The organism is Citrobacter freundii ATCC 8090 = MTCC 1658 = NBRC 12681, from assembly GCF_011064845.1.
In the GTDB taxonomy this organism is placed as follows: Bacteria; Pseudomonadota; Gammaproteobacteria; order Enterobacterales; family Enterobacteriaceae; genus Citrobacter; species Citrobacter freundii.
The window spans coordinates 634,939-650,138 of the sequence record NZ_CP049015.1; the positions used below are offsets into that span (position 1 = coordinate 634,939).

The window sequence follows — 15,200 nt, forward strand, 5'->3', positions numbered from 1 at the left end:
CGTTTTAAATTGAGTTTATAAATGAACGGACGGGAATTATAAATTGTCTGGCGGGTCATTACCGATTATTTTAGGTTTATTAAATGTTGACATTTAATTGCGGACTAATCCGAATATACCTTCTTTAGAAGGTTGCCGGTTATACCCTTTTTGGCGAGGCGAAACGCTGTTTGTATAATTGCGTGAGGCTGATAAGTGCCGCAATCAACAACGCGACGGCGCCGCACACCGTGGCGTTAACGATCGCCAGTGCGCCGCTTCCCAGCAGGCTGGTTAATAGCGGACCAAGTATTTGCCCAATGCCGTAAGTCAGAGTGACCAGGCCCAGCAGATTAATATTGCGCGGTACGCTAAGTTGTCGGGCAAGCGGCATCACCAGTGAAGTGGTTCCCATAAACGTTGCGCCAAAACCCATGCTGCTTATCACCAGCAGCGGCAAAGAGCCGCTGGCGAGCGTCATGAGCACGCAGGCGCTTTGAATCAGCAAATTCGCCGTCAGGCATTGCAATACTCCCCAGCGTCGGGCGGCCCACAGCCAGGCGAAACACCCCGGAATTATCGATATGCCGACCAGCGACCAGAGATGGGCAGTCAACAGCGGCGAACCGGCGCTTTTCGCCATTAGCGGCAGGTAGGTGGCGACAATGATGTAGCCAAATCCGGCCAGCCCGTACAGCAGCGCCAGCAGCCACCAGGACATAGGCTGATGCTCTGTTTTTACCGGGGCCGCGGCGGGGAGCACGTGGTCGCGAGATGGCAGGAGTATAACCAGTAGCACAAAGAACAGAGCCGAGGCTGCCGCCGCGCCCAGCCAGAGCGTGTGCGAGGACAGCGCAAAATGCAGACCGCTAATGACATATTCATTGCCCAGCAAAATGCCTGCGCCAACGCCGGAGAACAACGCCGCGATCACAAAGGGATGCCGGGTATGATGCAGAACGATCATCGAGCCAAAGATCATCATACCGGCACTGGCGACGCCCGCCAGAAAGCGGATCAGCATCACCAGCGCGGGCTGCGTTAAGCTGGCCATCGCCAGAATCAGCCCTGCGGTAGCGAGCGCGGACGTTAGCAACATTGGACGTAAGCGTGAGGGAAGATGAAAGAGCCCAAAGGAGAAGAGCAGGCTTCCCGCCAGATACCCGGCGTAGTTGGCGCTGGCAATCCACGAGAGTTGGTCAAACGTAAATTGACCTTCTGACAGCAGTACCGGCAGCATTGGCGTATACAGAAAGCGCCCAATCCCCATGCCCAGCGTTAAGACCAGCATGCCAAAGAGCGCGACACTGATGGCATGGCGATTTGAATCTGGGCTTCCCTGGGGCATACGGACTCTCATTTCGCGCTGTTAGCTGATAATTGTTATATTACATACGTAAATGATAATGAAAAGTAAAAATAAAACCGCGTAACGCTGAATGCCATCAAAGGTTACGGCTGTAGACCCGCGAGGCTTCTCCCCACGGATGATAGCCCGGCCCGTTGAAGTAAAACCCTGCTTTCTCGTATAAACCTTTCAGGTCAGTACACAGATGGAGCTGTGTAAAACCCAACTGTCTGGCCTGCTGTGCAATATGTTCGATCAGGCGAAACGCCAGACCGTGACCACGATAGCGAGGATCGATATAGAGCGCGCATAGCCACGGCCACAGTTCGCCGCGACTAATAAAATCATTGGTGATCAATCCAGCGCAGCCAACAATGCTGCCACCATCCTGTAGCCAGTACCACTGCGGTAGCGGGTTCTTTGCGCCAATACAACGGCGCAATGCATCCTCGTATACCGCCATGGAGTCTTCTGAGGCCCATTGCTGCTGAAAGTAAGCGGTGATCTCGTGCAGCTTTTCTGGCGTCTCGCGCAGGGAAAAAATGCGGATGTTCATCGTCATTGAATCTTTCTCCTTAAAAATTCGCCAGCGTCAGCAGGGACGGAATTTGCGACAACAGATATAACACCAGCCCGATTGAACCGCCAACCAACGTGCCGTTGACGCGAATAAACTGCAAATCTTTACCGATGTTTAACTCAATTTGCTGCGACATATCGCGTGCATCCCAACTTTTCACCGTGTCGCTAATATGGCGCGTCAGGAAGGTGGCGAACTCCGGGGCAACTTTATGCGCAGCCTGCTCCAGATGCCCATTTAGTGAGGCACGCAGGGCGCTGTCGGCTACCAGCGTTTCGCCGAACCACTGCCCGGCGCTGGCGATGCGCTGCTTCACGCGGGAATCATCTGCGTTAATGTCGGTTTTCACCCACTGACGCAGGTCTGCCCACAGCTCGCCAAGATAACGGTTGAAGGCTTCATCTTCCTTCAGATAGCTTTTCATGCTTTCGGCCCGCGCGGTCATCTCCGGATCGTGTTTGAGCTTATCGATGAGCTTAAATGTAGCGCGATCGAAGGCATGGCGGATCTGATGCGCGCGATCGTGGCTGATGTCATCCAGCAAGGAGTTAACGGCATCAGACACCAGCTCGGCGCTGTGCTCGCCCAGCCATTCGGTTGGCAGGATCTTCGCTTTCAGCGGATGTTCGGTTTCCAGCCAGTGCACTACTTGTCTGGCGATAAACGCTCGCGAGCTGTCGCGCTGGAGCAGGGCGATCAGTTGGGCGATCAGCGTATCGAGCAGCACCTGATGGCGATTGTTTTTGGTCATGCTTTCCAGCATCAGCGCGCTGGTTCCGGAGAGATCGACCTTGTCGATAGCCTTGTGCACCGCCCGCTTGATCAGCCGCTGAATGCGCGAGTCGTCGGTCAGTTCGAGAAAACCGCTCATGATCTGCAACAGATGCTGGCCGATGCGCTGGGCGTTTTCCGGCTGGCTGAACCAGGTGCCGATCAACAAGGCCGGTTCATGGCGGCGGATCAGGGCTATCAGCGACTGGGTATCGAGGAATTTCTCTTGTACAAACTGACCAAGATTTTCGCCGATCCGATCCTTATTGCGCGGGATAATAGCCGTGTGTTGCGAGATAAACGGGATCGGCACCCGGCGAAAAAGCGCCACCACGGCAAACCAGTCCGCCAGCGCGCCGACCATCGCCGCTTCGGCAATCGCTTTGATCCCGAGTACCCAGAAGTTAGGTGGCAGAAATAGCGTGATGACGAAGGTCGCGGCAGCGATCAGCAGCAATGAGAGCGCCAGTCGCTTGGCACGTTTGAGTTCAGCAATTTTATTCATAGGCTTAAGGATAGAGCCAGACGAGGGGATCGCGCAAAAAATGTGGTGCGCCTCCCATTTTCAGGTGGGCTGGGTTTACTCCGGGATCCAGTTATCCCACGCCGGTAAGGGACCAAGTTCTGCGACCAGAAAATCGATAAACGATCGCACCTTCGGATTGCTGTACTTGCTGGGAAAGTACAGCGCATACAGGGCATGAGTTTCACAGGTGATGGTGCCGTCGAGCATCAGCGGCGTGATCTCCTCTTTTTGAATATGATCGCCAATCAAATAAGTGGGCAAATATGCCACCCCCTGATCTTCTAACACCGACTTCAACAGCACCAGGCTGCTGTTGGCCTGGATCGGCATATGTAGTTTCAACTGATGCAGTCGATCCTGTTCATCTGCCACCTTCAGTACCGGCGTGAGGCCCGGGTAAACCAGGCAATCATGATCTACCAGATCGCTGCGACGCTGGGGCATGCCTTTTTTAGCGAGGTAGCCGGGTGAGGCACAGTACGCCCAGCGAACGGGCACCAGCTTGCGCATCGCATAGTTTTGCGGCGGCGCGGTGGAAATTCGCAGGGCAATGTCGAAATCCGTTTCGTTCAGATTGACGAAGTTATCGTTGAGATCGATATACAGATTCACATCCGGGAACTGGGAGCGGTATTTATCCACCAGGTTCACCAGCCGGGAATAACCAAACGCAATTGAGCAGGTTATGCGTAATTCACCCTGCGGGCTGTGGTAATAACCGGAGGTGGTATTCAGCGTTTCATCGAATTCTTTCAACAGCTTATTAGCGCGGTTGAAGAGATATTGCCCGGCGTCGGTCAGAGTAATACTGCGGGTGGTGCGTTTAATTAATGTCGTGCCTAACGTATCTTCCATCGCTGTCAGGCTTTTGCTGACCGCAGACGGCGAGACGTTGAGCTGCGCCGCGGCTTCTGACAATCCTCCGCAGTCGACGATTTTAGTAAAAAACTCCAGATGCTTGAGTGAAATCGGCGTACTCATAATTTCCTTAAATTCACAAGTGATTTGCAAAAACGGTACGAATAGGCCGTTACATTCGCCTTTTAAACATGCAACTATTGAATCACAGGAAACAACTTGCTGGCAAAATGAAAAAATAACAACTTAGGTGAGTTACGTCACAAATTAAAAGGAGGCGAAACGGAAACTCATCACATTGTGAATTTAATCTCATTAATTATTATTCTAAAGGTACCGATTATGTGGTCACGACTAGAACCCTACAGATCGTCGATTATTTTATTAGTTGCTCTGGTGATTGGCGGCTTATTAGGTATTTATGCCCCATCGTTTGCAAGTAAACTCCAGCCAATAGGTCAGATATTCTTAAACCTGTTATTTATGATTATTGTGCCGCTGGTGGGGATCAGCGTCATGTCTTCGATCGCCAGTATGACCGACCTGAAAAGGTTGGGGCGTATTATGGCGATTATCTTTATTGTTTCGATCGCGATGGCCTTTATTCCGGCGGCAGGGATCGTCGCGCTGGCGCTCTGGTATAACCCGGCGCAGGGCGTCACTATCGATCTCTCGCAGTCGGTGCAGGCGGGCAGCGGCAAGATGGATTTTGTCAGCATGATCACCACCAGCGACTTTATTGGGCTGTTCTCTAAGTCCAATATTCTGGCACTGATCGTGATGGCGATCATCGCCGGTGTGGCGATTGGCCAGTCGGATCAGGCCGGTAAACGCATTGCGTCGCTGCTGGAAGACGCCAATACCGTGATCATGAAGATCGTTTCGATCATTATGAAGGTCGCGCCGATTGGTCTGGGCTGCTACTTCGCCGCCACCATGGCCAGTCAGGACTCTGCACTACTGTTAACCTTTGCCCGTGCCATCGGCCTGTTTATGGTTGCCACGCTGGTCTATTTTGTTTTTGGCTCGATTCTCTATTCGTATATTGGCGGCGGTATTCCGGCGGTCAAAGCCTTCTGGCGTAACGCGATTGAACCGTCTGCAACTGCGCTGGGGACCTGCTCTTCGCTGGGGACGCTCCCGGTGACGCTGCGTGCCGGTAAGGCGATGGGGATTAACCCGGAAATCGTTGATGTTTCCATTCCACTGCTGGTTAACCTGAACAAAGGCGGTGTGGCGATGATTGCCGCGCTGAAAATCGTCTTTATCTATTCCGTGCTGGGCATGGAATTCACCACCGAAACCTTCTTCCTGACGATGCTGATTGCGGTGCTCTCCGCCATTATCGTTGGTGGCGTGCCGGGCGGGGCGTTCCTCGGTGAAATCTTTATCGTCACCACGCTGGGCCTGCCGATGGAGGCAATCCCGATGCTGGTGGTGCTGGGCACCATTACCGATGCGCCGGCCACACTGATTAACGTTATCCATGATTTGAATGCGGCGCAGATTGTTGAACGGTTCGCTGGAAAAAAGCAGACCAACACTGAAATAAACTCTACTGCTGCGGTGGTATAGGTTTCACACGGATTAAGAACAGGAGATGTTATGAAAGACGCAATGAAGCTTGAGACGCAACTGGTTGTTGCTGGTCGTGACAAACGCTACACCCAGGGAGCGGTGAATCCGGTTATCCAACGTGCCTCTTCACTGGTATTTGATACCGTGAAGGACAAGAAATTTGCCACCGCCAATCGCGCAAACGGTGAGCTGTTTTACGGTCGTCGCGGAACCTATACCCACTTTGCCTTCCAGAAGGCAATGAGCGAACTGGAAGGCGGCGTTGGCTGCGCGCTGTACCCATGTGGTGCTGCGGCGGTGACCAATGCGATTCTGGCGTTTGTTCAGGGTGGCGATCATATCCTGATGACCGGCGCGGCCTACGAGCCAACCCAGGATTTTTGCAATAAGATCCTGAGTAAATTCAATGTTGAAACAACGTATTACGATCCGCTGATTGGTGCAGGTATCGTCGATCTTCTGCGTCCGGAAACGAAGGTTGTATTCCTTGAGTCACCAAGTTCTATCACTATGGAAGTCCAGGACGTGCCGGGGATGGTGAAGGCTATCCGCGCGGTGAATCCGGAGATTGTCATTATGATCGACAACACCTGGGCGGCGGGTGTGCTGTTCAAAGCGCTGGATTATGGCGTGGATATTTCCATTCAGGCGGGAACGAAGTACACCATCGGTCATTCGGACGGCATGCTGGGCACGGCGGTGTCTAACGCCCGTTGTTGGGATCGTCTGCGCGAGAACTCCTATCTGATGGGGCAAACGCTGGATGCCGATACCGCCTACAACGGCAGCCGCGGATTGCGTACCCTGGCGGTACGCCTTAAGCAGCATCAGGAGAGCAGTATCCATATTGCTCGCTGGCTGTCGGCAAGACCGGAAGTGGCGCGGGTGAACCATCCGGCGTTACCGGAATGTCCGGGCCATGAGTATTTTCAGCGTGATTTTACCGGAAGCTCAGGCCTGTTCTCATTTGTGCTGAAAAAGAGACTGACCGACGAACAGATGGCGAATTTCCTCGATAATTTCTCGCTGTTCCATATGGCCTATTCGTGGGGTGGATTTGAGTCGCTCATTCTGGCGAACCAGCCGGAAGAGCTGAACAGCATTCGCCCGGCTGGAGAGGTGGATTTCAGCGGCACGCTGGTCAGGGTGCATATTGGCCTGGAGGATATTGGCGACCTGATTGCCGATCTCGAAGCGGGATTTGCACGCATTGCGTAAGGTGATGTGAGCGTAGCCGGATGCGGCGCAAGCGCCTTATCCGGCCTACATAGTTGTCGTAGGCCGGATAAGCGGGCAGGTTAGTTTTCAGTGACTAACGTCGTTGCCTCATGTTGGCGTACCCGTTTGAGTAAGCCTGCCAGAGTGAACACGACAGCGAGCCCCGCCACAACCGCCAGCAGATGAAACGAAATCCTGCCGCCGTTAAACCATAACCAACGCCCAATTTCGACAGAAACCGCCATCACCGTCAGGATCACCATATTCAGCGATGCCGAGACCGTTCCTTTAGGTAAGTTGTTGGAAAAAAGTGTAAAGCGGAACAGCGTCGGGAAGATCATCCCAATACCAAACGCATACAGGCTGGTTCCCAGCACCGACCACAGCCAGACGTGCGGCCACAGCAAATTGCCCGCGATCAGCACCGCTAACCCGCTCAGTTGAACAGGCACGGCGCGCCAGATAAAACTGGGTTGGGTTGGATCCTTCACAAAACGCACCACCACCATATTGGCGACGATCACTGCACCAAACACCGGGGCCTGTGCCCAGGCAAACTGCGATGTAGTCATGCCGCCCGCATCAATCAGGATCACCGGCGAGACTGCCACCCAGCTCATCATCGGGATATAGCTTAGCGATAGCGTGGCTGCGCCAAACAGGAATACCCGGTTGCGGAAAACGTCGCGGAAATCACGCAGTACGCCGCGTGCGCTGAACGGCACCGCGCCGCGCTGGACGGTTTCCGGCATGGCTAACGCTAGCCCAATCAGGGCGATAAGCCCCATGACGGCGATAATGGCAAACAGGATCTTCCAGTGTACAAAGTGCATTAGCGCTGCTCCGGAGAGCGGGCCGATAACCGGTGCAACCAAAACAATGGAAGTGATTATCGCCATTAACTTAATGGCCTTCGTTTGCCCAAACGCCTCCTGTACCGTGACATAGCCAACGGTTGCGATAAAGCAAATGCTGGTGCCCTGCACAAATCGGGCGATCAGAAATTGCGTCATTGAAGTAGTAAACAGCGTGGCAGCGCAGGCGAGGGTAAAGATTAACGCCCCCGCAATCAGCACGGGTCGACGGCCAATCCGGTCGGAAAGCGGCCCCAGCAGCCATTGCAGCGCCATGCCGCCTGCCAGATAGAGGCTCACCGCAGCGGGCGCCAGGCTGACGTCGGCGTTGAAATCGCGTACGACATTAATGATGCCGGGCTGAATCAAGTCCGTCGACAGATAGGCGGCGAAATCATACAAAATCAACGCAATAGGAAAAAATAGCGTCGTAGCGCGTTGGGAGAAAAACGCGAGAATCCGTTGCATAAAACAGCTCCTTGTCGGGAGAAAACCCTCAACGGGAATAGCGAAATTCAATACCGTCTTTGAGACGTCAGGCCGATGACAGAATAAAAGCAGACTGCAAATGTACTGAATTTCATGTAATCAAAAACGCTGCCTGCGTGAAGCGCAAACAGGAGAAACGCTCACTAACGCGGGGTCAGAAAACGTAACGATTACAGGTAACAATCAGCACATCGCACCTCAGGAAGAGTAGGTTGAACGGGTAATAACCATCCGCAGTGTAATGCGGATTGGATATTAATTAAACGAGTTTATCCTGTTTATGTGTAGAAAATCGCACCGCAAATCAGACTACGATGCTCTGCAAAAACCGCAGCGCGATAGCACAGCCGAAGATAATCAATACACCGCCAGCTATACGCTCTACCCACAAGATCCCTCTGGTTAACCGCCGCTGGATCTGCGGTAAGCCGATGAACATCACGATCAGCAGATCCCAGCACAGCACCACGCTGGTCATCCAGATCCCGCTCATGGTTTGTTGTAGCAGCGTCACTGACGGGCCGAGCAGGGCGGTCATTAGCGCCAGATAGAACAGTGCATTTTTTGGGTTAAGCAGTGACGAACCCAATCCCAGCAGCAGCTGTTTACCAAATCCTGGACAGGTAGACCGGGCATCTGTTCCGGTCAGAGTTTGCGGGCGACTGCGTATCAGCAGGCTGCCTATCCACAATAAATAGAGCGCGCCCAGCAGCTCAATAATGGTAAACAGCAGGGGAAGCTGGCGCAGGATCCCCCAACCGATAATTGCCAGCAGGATATACAGCCCGTTGCCGATAGCGATCCCCACGCACAGCCCGGTGCTGTCGCGCATCCGGTATCGTACGGCATAACCGACCAGTAAAAAGAAGTCCGGACCGGGGCTGAGTAGTGCGACAAAATGTGCCAGCGCCAGCGCGGGAAAAGCAGACGGAAAAAGTACAGAAAGCAGCGACATAGCGACCTCAGACAATGAATCTGAGATCACCGTACGCCTGACGCAGCGCTAATTATTGTCTGATATTGATCGCCCCAACGCGTACTGGCGCGGTGTGGCGGCGGTGTAGCGAACAAAGGTGCGATGGAAATGGCTCTGGTCGGCAAACCCGCTCTGATAGCCGACATCGGCAATTTCGTCCCCGGCCCGCAGCCGCTGGCGGGCATAGTCAATCCGTATGATGTTCAGATAACTTCCTGGCGTCAGCCCGGTGTCCTGCTTAAAGGTACGGATCAGCGTTTCTTTACGCATGTGACACTCATGTGCCAGCTCATCGAGTGAGGGCGGAGCCTGCAGGTTGGACTGCAACCGTTCGCGCAGATACTGGCTGGCGGCGCTTAGGTTTTCCGGTGCTACCGACTGCAACGGCAGCGAACGTAGCAATGCTTGTGCGGCATCCGTTACCCGCGTCGTTTGCCGTTGCTGCATAAGTGCCACGAGGTTTACATAGTGCTGGAACAATTGCCGATCGCGGATAACGGGATCGCGCGTGCAAAGCCGCTGATTGTTGTTCTGCGCAGGCAGACTAGCAAGACACCATCGGGCATCAAGATAAAGCATGTGATAGCTGCGAAACTGCCCGTTAACGGGGTTGCAGCTGTGGGGTGCCAGTGGCGGGATCACAATCAGATCGCCCACCTGCAGATGGTATTCCTTGCCATCGCACAGGCAGCACGTTTCCCCCTCGAGAATTGCTCCAATCGAGAGCTGAGAGTGGTGATGCCGCTTATAGGCCTGCTGGCTTTGCCAGGTGCTGCGCAGTTCCAGCCACGGGAGCTGTTCATCACGCCAGAACGATTGTGGAATATCCCGGGTGTGCGTCACATCGCGTCCTCCCTGAAAGTAATGATTCGTTATAGCACAGGCCGAGTGGTGAAAAAGTGGGAATGTGCATTGAGATAGCGATTCTGCGTGACGGGTTCCAGACAAATGCAGACGTTACATAGGGACGTTTTCATCCCGGAAATCGTCTCGCAAACAGAGAAAGTTGCAGGTGAGGGTGTGGCTTCCTTATGGGGTTTGTTGAGCAAATTGTTTCCTTGCTACTTACTGGAGTGACTAATGACAGCCAGATAAAGACGCTGTTTAATTATATTTTGCAAACTGGCGATGCACCTCGCTTCAGTGAGTTTATTCGTGGGGTTGCTGAACGTTCACCGCAGCATAAGGAGCATTTGATGACGATCGCGGACAGATTGCATGAGGCTGGATTTCAAAAAGGGTGGCTCGAAGGTCAGCAGGAAGGCGCGCAAAAAGGCAAGCAGGAAGGTCTTATTGAGGGGCAACGTACTGAAGCGTTGCGTATTGCCCGCACCATGCTGGCCGACGGTACTGATCTCAGCACGGTGCAAAAAATTACCCGACTTTCCGTTGACGATATTCAGGGCGTAAGCCATTAAAAATGGCTTAATCCGTGCTATCGCCAGCCCGGTAGCACCGGGCGGTCTGATTTACTCTATCGCCAACTTTACCGCCTCGCCGAGCTTCTGCATCACTTCCCGATGCTTCTCGTTTGGCGGCAACGCGCAGTTGATGCGTACGCAGTTGCGATACTTTCCTGATGCGGAGAACAGCGAACCCGGCGCAACCTGGATTTTGAGGCGACAGAGCTGCTTAGCGACACAGACCATATCGACCTGGTGCGGCAGCTCAACCCACAGCATAAAGCCGCCTTTTGGTCGGGTGACGCAGATCCCGCAGGGGAAGTATTCCCGTACCCAACAGGTGTAGATCTCCATATTGCGCTGGTAGATCTGACGCATACGGCGAACATGCCGATGATAATGCCCCTCGCGCACGAAAGCGGCGGCCGCCAGCTGCGTAGCAGGAACGTTAGTGCCGATGACGGCATATTTCATATGCAGAAATTTATCGTGATAACGACCGGGAATAACCCAACCGACGCGCAACCCCGGCGCCACGGATTTGGTAAATGAACTGCACAGTAGCACCCGACCATCGCTGTCCCAGGAGTGTATTGTGCGCGGACGGGGATATTCCGTGGCAAGCTCTCCGTACACATCATCTTCAAAAATAACAATATCGTGCTGCTGGGCGAGGGCGAGCACCGCCCGTTTACGCGCATCCGGCATAATAAATCCGAGGGGATTATTGCAGTTAGGAACCAGAATCACCCCTTTAATCGGCCACTGATCCAGCGCCAGTTCCAGCGCTTCAATGCTGATCCCTGTATCCGGATCGGTTGGGATCTCTATAACTTTGATCCCTAATCCGCGTAGCAGCTGCATCGTGCCGTAATAGGCGGGCGATTCTACGGCGACGATATCCCCTGGCTGGCAGACTGCCAGCAGCGCCAGTGACATCCCGCTCTGACTCCCGCTGGTGATCACAATATCATCCGCATTGATGACCGAACCTCCGTCCAGCATGAGCCGGGCAATCTGTTGACGCAATTCGCGACAGCCTGGTAATTCATCGTAGCCCAGAACCGCCTTGAGATTATGCTGCGCCACGCGACTTAGCTCGCGCCAGAGCGGCTTCAGGCTGGGTTGATTGATATCGGGCACGCCACTGCTAAAAGGGATTATCGATTTGTCTGCATGACCTGCAAGCATGTCCAGCACCTGATCCCACTGGGTTATCTCGACTGGACGTTGGACCGGGCGCGACATCAGCGGCACCGGCGGCTGTGCTTTTTGTGGTGCGACAAAATAACCGGAACGCGGCTGCGGCGTGATCAGCCGTAGTTGTTCCAGCGTCTGATATGCCTGCTGGACGGTGCTGATGCTGACCCCGTGCTCCTGGCTCAGGCTGCGTACCGAAGGCAGTTTTTCGCCATGGCGATACAGACCTTGCTCAATGCGTTCGGCCAGCAGATTGGCCAGATGTTGGTAACGCGTCATGCTGTATCCCTCATGGGTACCATACAGATTAACAAACCGGTACAGATTGGCGTGAAAAAAGCGATGCAGAACTCTTTTTAACCAATCTGTATGTTAAATAAAAGTACTTTGTGAGTCTGTATTGTTTTGGGCCAAATCCGTGAAGATAAAGCCTCTGGCAAGGCGGGGAGGCAAGGTATGGAATTTCACGAGAATAAAGCAAAACAGCCGTTTATTGGGTTTGTACTGATCTGGCGGGCATACAAGGCGTGGCGGCTGCGAGCGCAAACGCGGCGCCTGTTGCAACAGATGAGCGACGAGCGGCTGCGGGACGTCGGACTGCGACGCGATCAGGTGGAGTGATTTTCTTTCATCGACAGAGGCTGGGGTTATCGCCCGGCCTCTTTTGTATTCATGAGATTTATCAATTCATGCTTCTGAATGCAGTGTTTCTTGATACTTACCCTGATAAGTATTATTTTCTTCTCAGCGATGAGGGGAAGGATACATGACTGAAGATGAACTGTTTGCCCGCCGCCCGATGGGGATGCGCATGGCAATGGTGGTGCGCCAGTGGCGGGCCATTATTGATGCAGCCATTACCGACACTGGCCTGACGCAGTCAAGCTGGACGGTACTGATGCAGCTGTATCAACTGGGAGACAACGTCTCGGTCAGTGAACTGGCGGAGGTGCAGGGTATTGAACTGCCGCCGCTGATGCGCACCCTCTCACAGCTGGAAAAACACGGCTATCTGCTGCGTTCCACATCGCCTTATGACAAACGCATTCGCCTGCTCACGCTGACCGAGCAAGGCCGCGCAAGGCTGGAAGAACTAAACCGGGTGATTGAGAACTACCAACATCGTGTCACGTGTACCATCCCCGAAGCGGAGCTTGCCGCCTTTAGCTCGACCTTAAATCAACTCGCCTGCAATTTGCGGACAATCCGCGAAGAAGACAATCAACACTAAAAAACTATGATGACCCCAGAACAAAAATTTGCCCGTTGGGTAAGGGTGAGTATTGCCGCTTTCCTGGTAATATTCGCCTGGTTTATCGTTGCCGATATCTGGATCCCGCTAACACCGGACTCTACGGTGATGCGTGTAGTAACGCCTGTTTCCTCACGCGTATCCGGCTACGTCTCGCAGGTGCATGTGCATAACAATAGCCAGGTGAAAAAGGGCGATTTGCTGTACGAACTGGATCCGACGCCGTTTATCAATAAGGTCGAGGCTGCGCAAATCGCCCTTGAGCAGGCAAAGCTGAGCAACCAACAGCTGGATGCGCAGATCGCCTCTGTGCGTGCCAACCTGCGCACCGCGCAATTCAACGCCCGGAACGACAAGACCACCTTTGACCGCTATCAGCGCCTGAGCGCCATGCAGAACGTGTCGCAAGCCGATCTCGACAAGGTGCGCACCGCCTGGCAAACCAGCGAGCAGTCGGTGTCGGCGCTCAATGCCAGTATTCAGAACCTGCTGATCCAACGGGGCGAGCGCGATGAAAACCGCAACGTGACGCTGCAAAAATACCGTAACGCGCTGGAAGAGGCGCAACTGAACCTCGGCTGGAGCAAAGTGTATGCACAGACCGACGGCACGGTGAGCAATCTCCAGCTTAGTCCCGGACTTTATGCCACTGCCGCCACGCCATTGCTGGCGCTGGTCAGCCACCAGACCGATATCGTGGCCGACTTTCGCGAGAAAAGCCTGCGCCACACCCGGGTGGATACCGATGCCGCCGTAGTGTTCGACGCCATGCCGGGCAAGGTTTTCTCTGCTCGCGTTACCAGCAGCGATGCCGGTATTCTGGCAGGTCAGGAGCAGGTTAACGGCCAGCTGTCGCAACCGGAACAGTCTACCCGCTGGGTGCGCGATGCCCAGCGTATGCGTATTCACGTCGCGCTGAACGAACCGCTCGACACGCCGTTGCCGACCGGGGCACGCGCCACAGTGCAGTTGTATAACAGCGAAGGGATGTTCGCCCGCACCTTTGCCGGAGCGCAGATCCATCTCGTTAGCTGGCTGCATTATGTCTATTAACACCCTGGCTCACGTCTTTACGCCGCACGGGAATATTGTCTACACCGCCAATGATTTTCGCCAGACCCTGCGTATCTCGGTTGCCGGGACAATCGCGCTGAGTATCTCGACCTTTTATAACGTGCAGTACGGCGTGTTCTTTGTGGTTTATCCGCTGATGCTGCTGTCGCTGGTACCGGTGTTCAACCGCCATGTGGCCAAACAGTTTGTGTTCAGCGCGGCGGTGAATTGCGTCGAAATGGTGCTGATTGTCGGCTATCTCTCACAATGGCCGCTGATTATGACGCTGGTGGTATTTGGCCTGTACGTGATGCGTTTTCGTTTGATGAGCAAAGGACCGCTGTTTCTGTTCGGCTCAATGGGCGTGGTGTGCCAGAGCACGATGCTCAATTTTATGAGCTATCCCACCACCAACTGGCATACGCTGATGTTCTCCAATATGGAAGCCTGCGTCATGGCGGTGGCGCTAAGCGCGTTGCTGCATTATCTGATCCCGGACGTGGAACCCCGCCAGCCGCCGCCGCGCATTGAGAAAGATGACGCCCGGGTTCGCCACGAGTCGCTGCTTTCTGGTTCGGTGGCGACAATGATTTTTGTGGTCTTTCAGATTTGCGACTTGAGCGATTCGCTGTCGGCGCTGATGGCGGGCATTTTGATCCTGTTTCCGATGCATTATCGCGGCGCGGTGTTGAGCTCTCTCTGGCGCGTGGTCGGCGTGGTGCTGGCCTGCCTGTATATTCTGCTGGTGCAACTGCTTATCTATGATTTCAGCAACCATATGCTGTTGATGATGCCGCTGATTGGCCTTGGACTGGCGTTCAGCGCCCGCCTGCACGTGATGGAAAAAGTCGGTGCGGGCGTGGGTTTTGCCAGTATCACCACCATCGGCATTATGTTCGGCCAGAACCTGCATCCGGATCAGGACCTGGTGTTCAGCGATCTCTATCGCATCACTTCCGTTACCGTCGCGCTGCTGGCCACGTTAACGATGGTATTTCTGGTGCACCGCGTTTTGAACTGCTTTGCGGCGACACGATTTGTGATCACCGAGTGAGTGGGGGGCCAGTGCCGGATGGCGGCTGCGCCTTATCCGACCTACAGAAGAAGGTTTGTAG

14 protein-coding genes and 1 pseudogene are annotated in these 15,200 nt (G+C 54.1%); 7 read left to right on the plus strand and 8 right to left on the minus strand.

All coding sequences use genetic code 11. The features are described from left to right. Window positions 1-139 precede the first annotated feature (139 nt). From G4551_RS03130 to G4551_RS03145, 4 genes are all read right to left on the minus strand, one after another. A complete protein-coding gene (locus G4551_RS03130; RefSeq protein WP_003837179.1) occupies window positions 140-1,327 on the minus strand; it encodes an MFS transporter in 1,188 nt (395 codons plus the stop codon). A gap of 97 nt (window positions 1,328-1,424) precedes the next feature. After that, the gene (locus G4551_RS03135; protein WP_003837181.1) at window positions 1,425-1,889 is read right to left on the minus strand and encodes a GNAT family N-acetyltransferase; all 465 of its coding nucleotides are present in this window, start codon (window positions 1,887-1,889) and stop codon (window positions 1,425-1,427) included. 13 nt (window positions 1,890-1,902) lie between these two features. Next, entirely contained in the window at window positions 1,903-3,183 is a 1,281-nt protein-coding gene (locus G4551_RS03140; RefSeq protein WP_003837183.1) for a DUF445 domain-containing protein, read from the minus strand. Window positions 3,184-3,258: 75 nt separating this feature from the next. Then, entirely contained in the window at window positions 3,259-4,185 is a 927-nt protein-coding gene (locus G4551_RS03145) for a LysR family transcriptional regulator (protein WP_003837185.1), read from the minus strand. Window positions 4,186-4,404: 219 nt separating this feature from the next. Here G4551_RS03145 and G4551_RS03150 point away from each other — a divergent pair, with 219 nt between their 5' ends. Further along, window positions 4,405-5,637 carry a dicarboxylate/amino acid:cation symporter gene (locus G4551_RS03150; RefSeq protein ID WP_003019196.1) on the plus strand — a complete coding sequence of 411 codons (1,233 nt, stop codon included), beginning with the start codon at window positions 4,405-4,407 and terminating at the stop codon, window positions 5,635-5,637. 30 nt (window positions 5,638-5,667) lie between these two features. Beyond that, window positions 5,668-6,858 (plus strand): cystathionine beta-lyase, encoded by a 1,191-nt coding sequence (gene metC, locus G4551_RS03155; protein WP_003019195.1) that lies wholly within the window; start codon window positions 5,668-5,670, stop codon window positions 6,856-6,858. 80 nt (window positions 6,859-6,938) lie between these two features. Here metC and mdtM read toward each other — a convergent pair whose 3' ends face one another. The 3 genes from mdtM to G4551_RS03170 form a co-directional block, all read right to left on the minus strand. Next, complete coding sequence (gene mdtM, locus G4551_RS03160; protein WP_003837191.1) at window positions 6,939-8,180, minus strand: multidrug efflux MFS transporter MdtM; 1,242 nt, start codon at window positions 8,178-8,180, stop codon at window positions 6,939-6,941. A 325-nt stretch (window positions 8,181-8,505) separates the two neighbouring features. Beyond that, the gene (locus G4551_RS03165; protein WP_003837193.1) at window positions 8,506-9,156 is read right to left on the minus strand and encodes a LysE family translocator; all 651 of its coding nucleotides are present in this window, start codon (window positions 9,154-9,156) and stop codon (window positions 8,506-8,508) included. A gap of 48 nt (window positions 9,157-9,204) precedes the next feature. Beyond that, window positions 9,205-10,020: a helix-turn-helix domain-containing protein gene (locus tag G4551_RS03170; RefSeq protein ID WP_003837195.1), complete on the minus strand. Its 816-nt coding sequence runs from the start codon at window positions 10,018-10,020 to the stop codon at window positions 9,205-9,207. Window positions 10,021-10,205: 185 nt separating this feature from the next. On the opposite strand from G4551_RS03170, the pseudogene G4551_RS03175 reads away from it, so the two are divergent. Continuing rightward, window positions 10,206-10,595: pseudogene (locus G4551_RS03175) on the plus strand (ISNCY family transposase); the annotation flags it as partial. A gap of 51 nt (window positions 10,596-10,646) precedes the next feature. On the opposite strand, the gene G4551_RS03180 reads toward G4551_RS03175, so the two are convergent. Then, on the minus strand, window positions 10,647-12,059 hold the full coding sequence (locus tag G4551_RS03180; protein WP_003837198.1) for an aminotransferase-like domain-containing protein: 1,413 nt from the start codon (window positions 12,057-12,059) through the stop codon (window positions 10,647-10,649). 177 nt (window positions 12,060-12,236) lie between these two features. Between G4551_RS03180 and G4551_RS03185 the strand changes: the two genes are divergently transcribed. The 4 genes from G4551_RS03185 (at window position 12,237) to G4551_RS03200 (ending at window position 15,139) form a co-directional block, all read left to right on the plus strand. Continuing rightward, window positions 12,237-12,401 (plus strand): DUF1127 domain-containing protein, encoded by a 165-nt coding sequence (locus tag G4551_RS03185; RefSeq protein ID WP_003019180.1) that lies wholly within the window; start codon window positions 12,237-12,239, stop codon window positions 12,399-12,401. 145 nt (window positions 12,402-12,546) lie between these two features. Next, on the plus strand, window positions 12,547-13,011 hold the full coding sequence (locus G4551_RS03190) for a MarR family winged helix-turn-helix transcriptional regulator (protein WP_003019178.1): 465 nt from the start codon (window positions 12,547-12,549) through the stop codon (window positions 13,009-13,011). Between the two features lie 6 nt (window positions 13,012-13,017). Continuing rightward, window positions 13,018-14,085: an HlyD family secretion protein gene (locus G4551_RS03195; RefSeq protein ID WP_003837201.1), complete on the plus strand. Its 1,068-nt coding sequence runs from the start codon at window positions 13,018-13,020 to the stop codon at window positions 14,083-14,085. Continuing rightward, window positions 14,075-15,139 (plus strand): DUF2955 domain-containing protein, encoded by a 1,065-nt coding sequence (locus G4551_RS03200; RefSeq protein WP_003837203.1) that lies wholly within the window; start codon window positions 14,075-14,077, stop codon window positions 15,137-15,139. The genes G4551_RS03195 and G4551_RS03200 overlap by 11 nt, the downstream gene beginning before the upstream one ends. The last annotated feature ends 61 nt before the right edge of the window (window positions 15,140-15,200 follow it).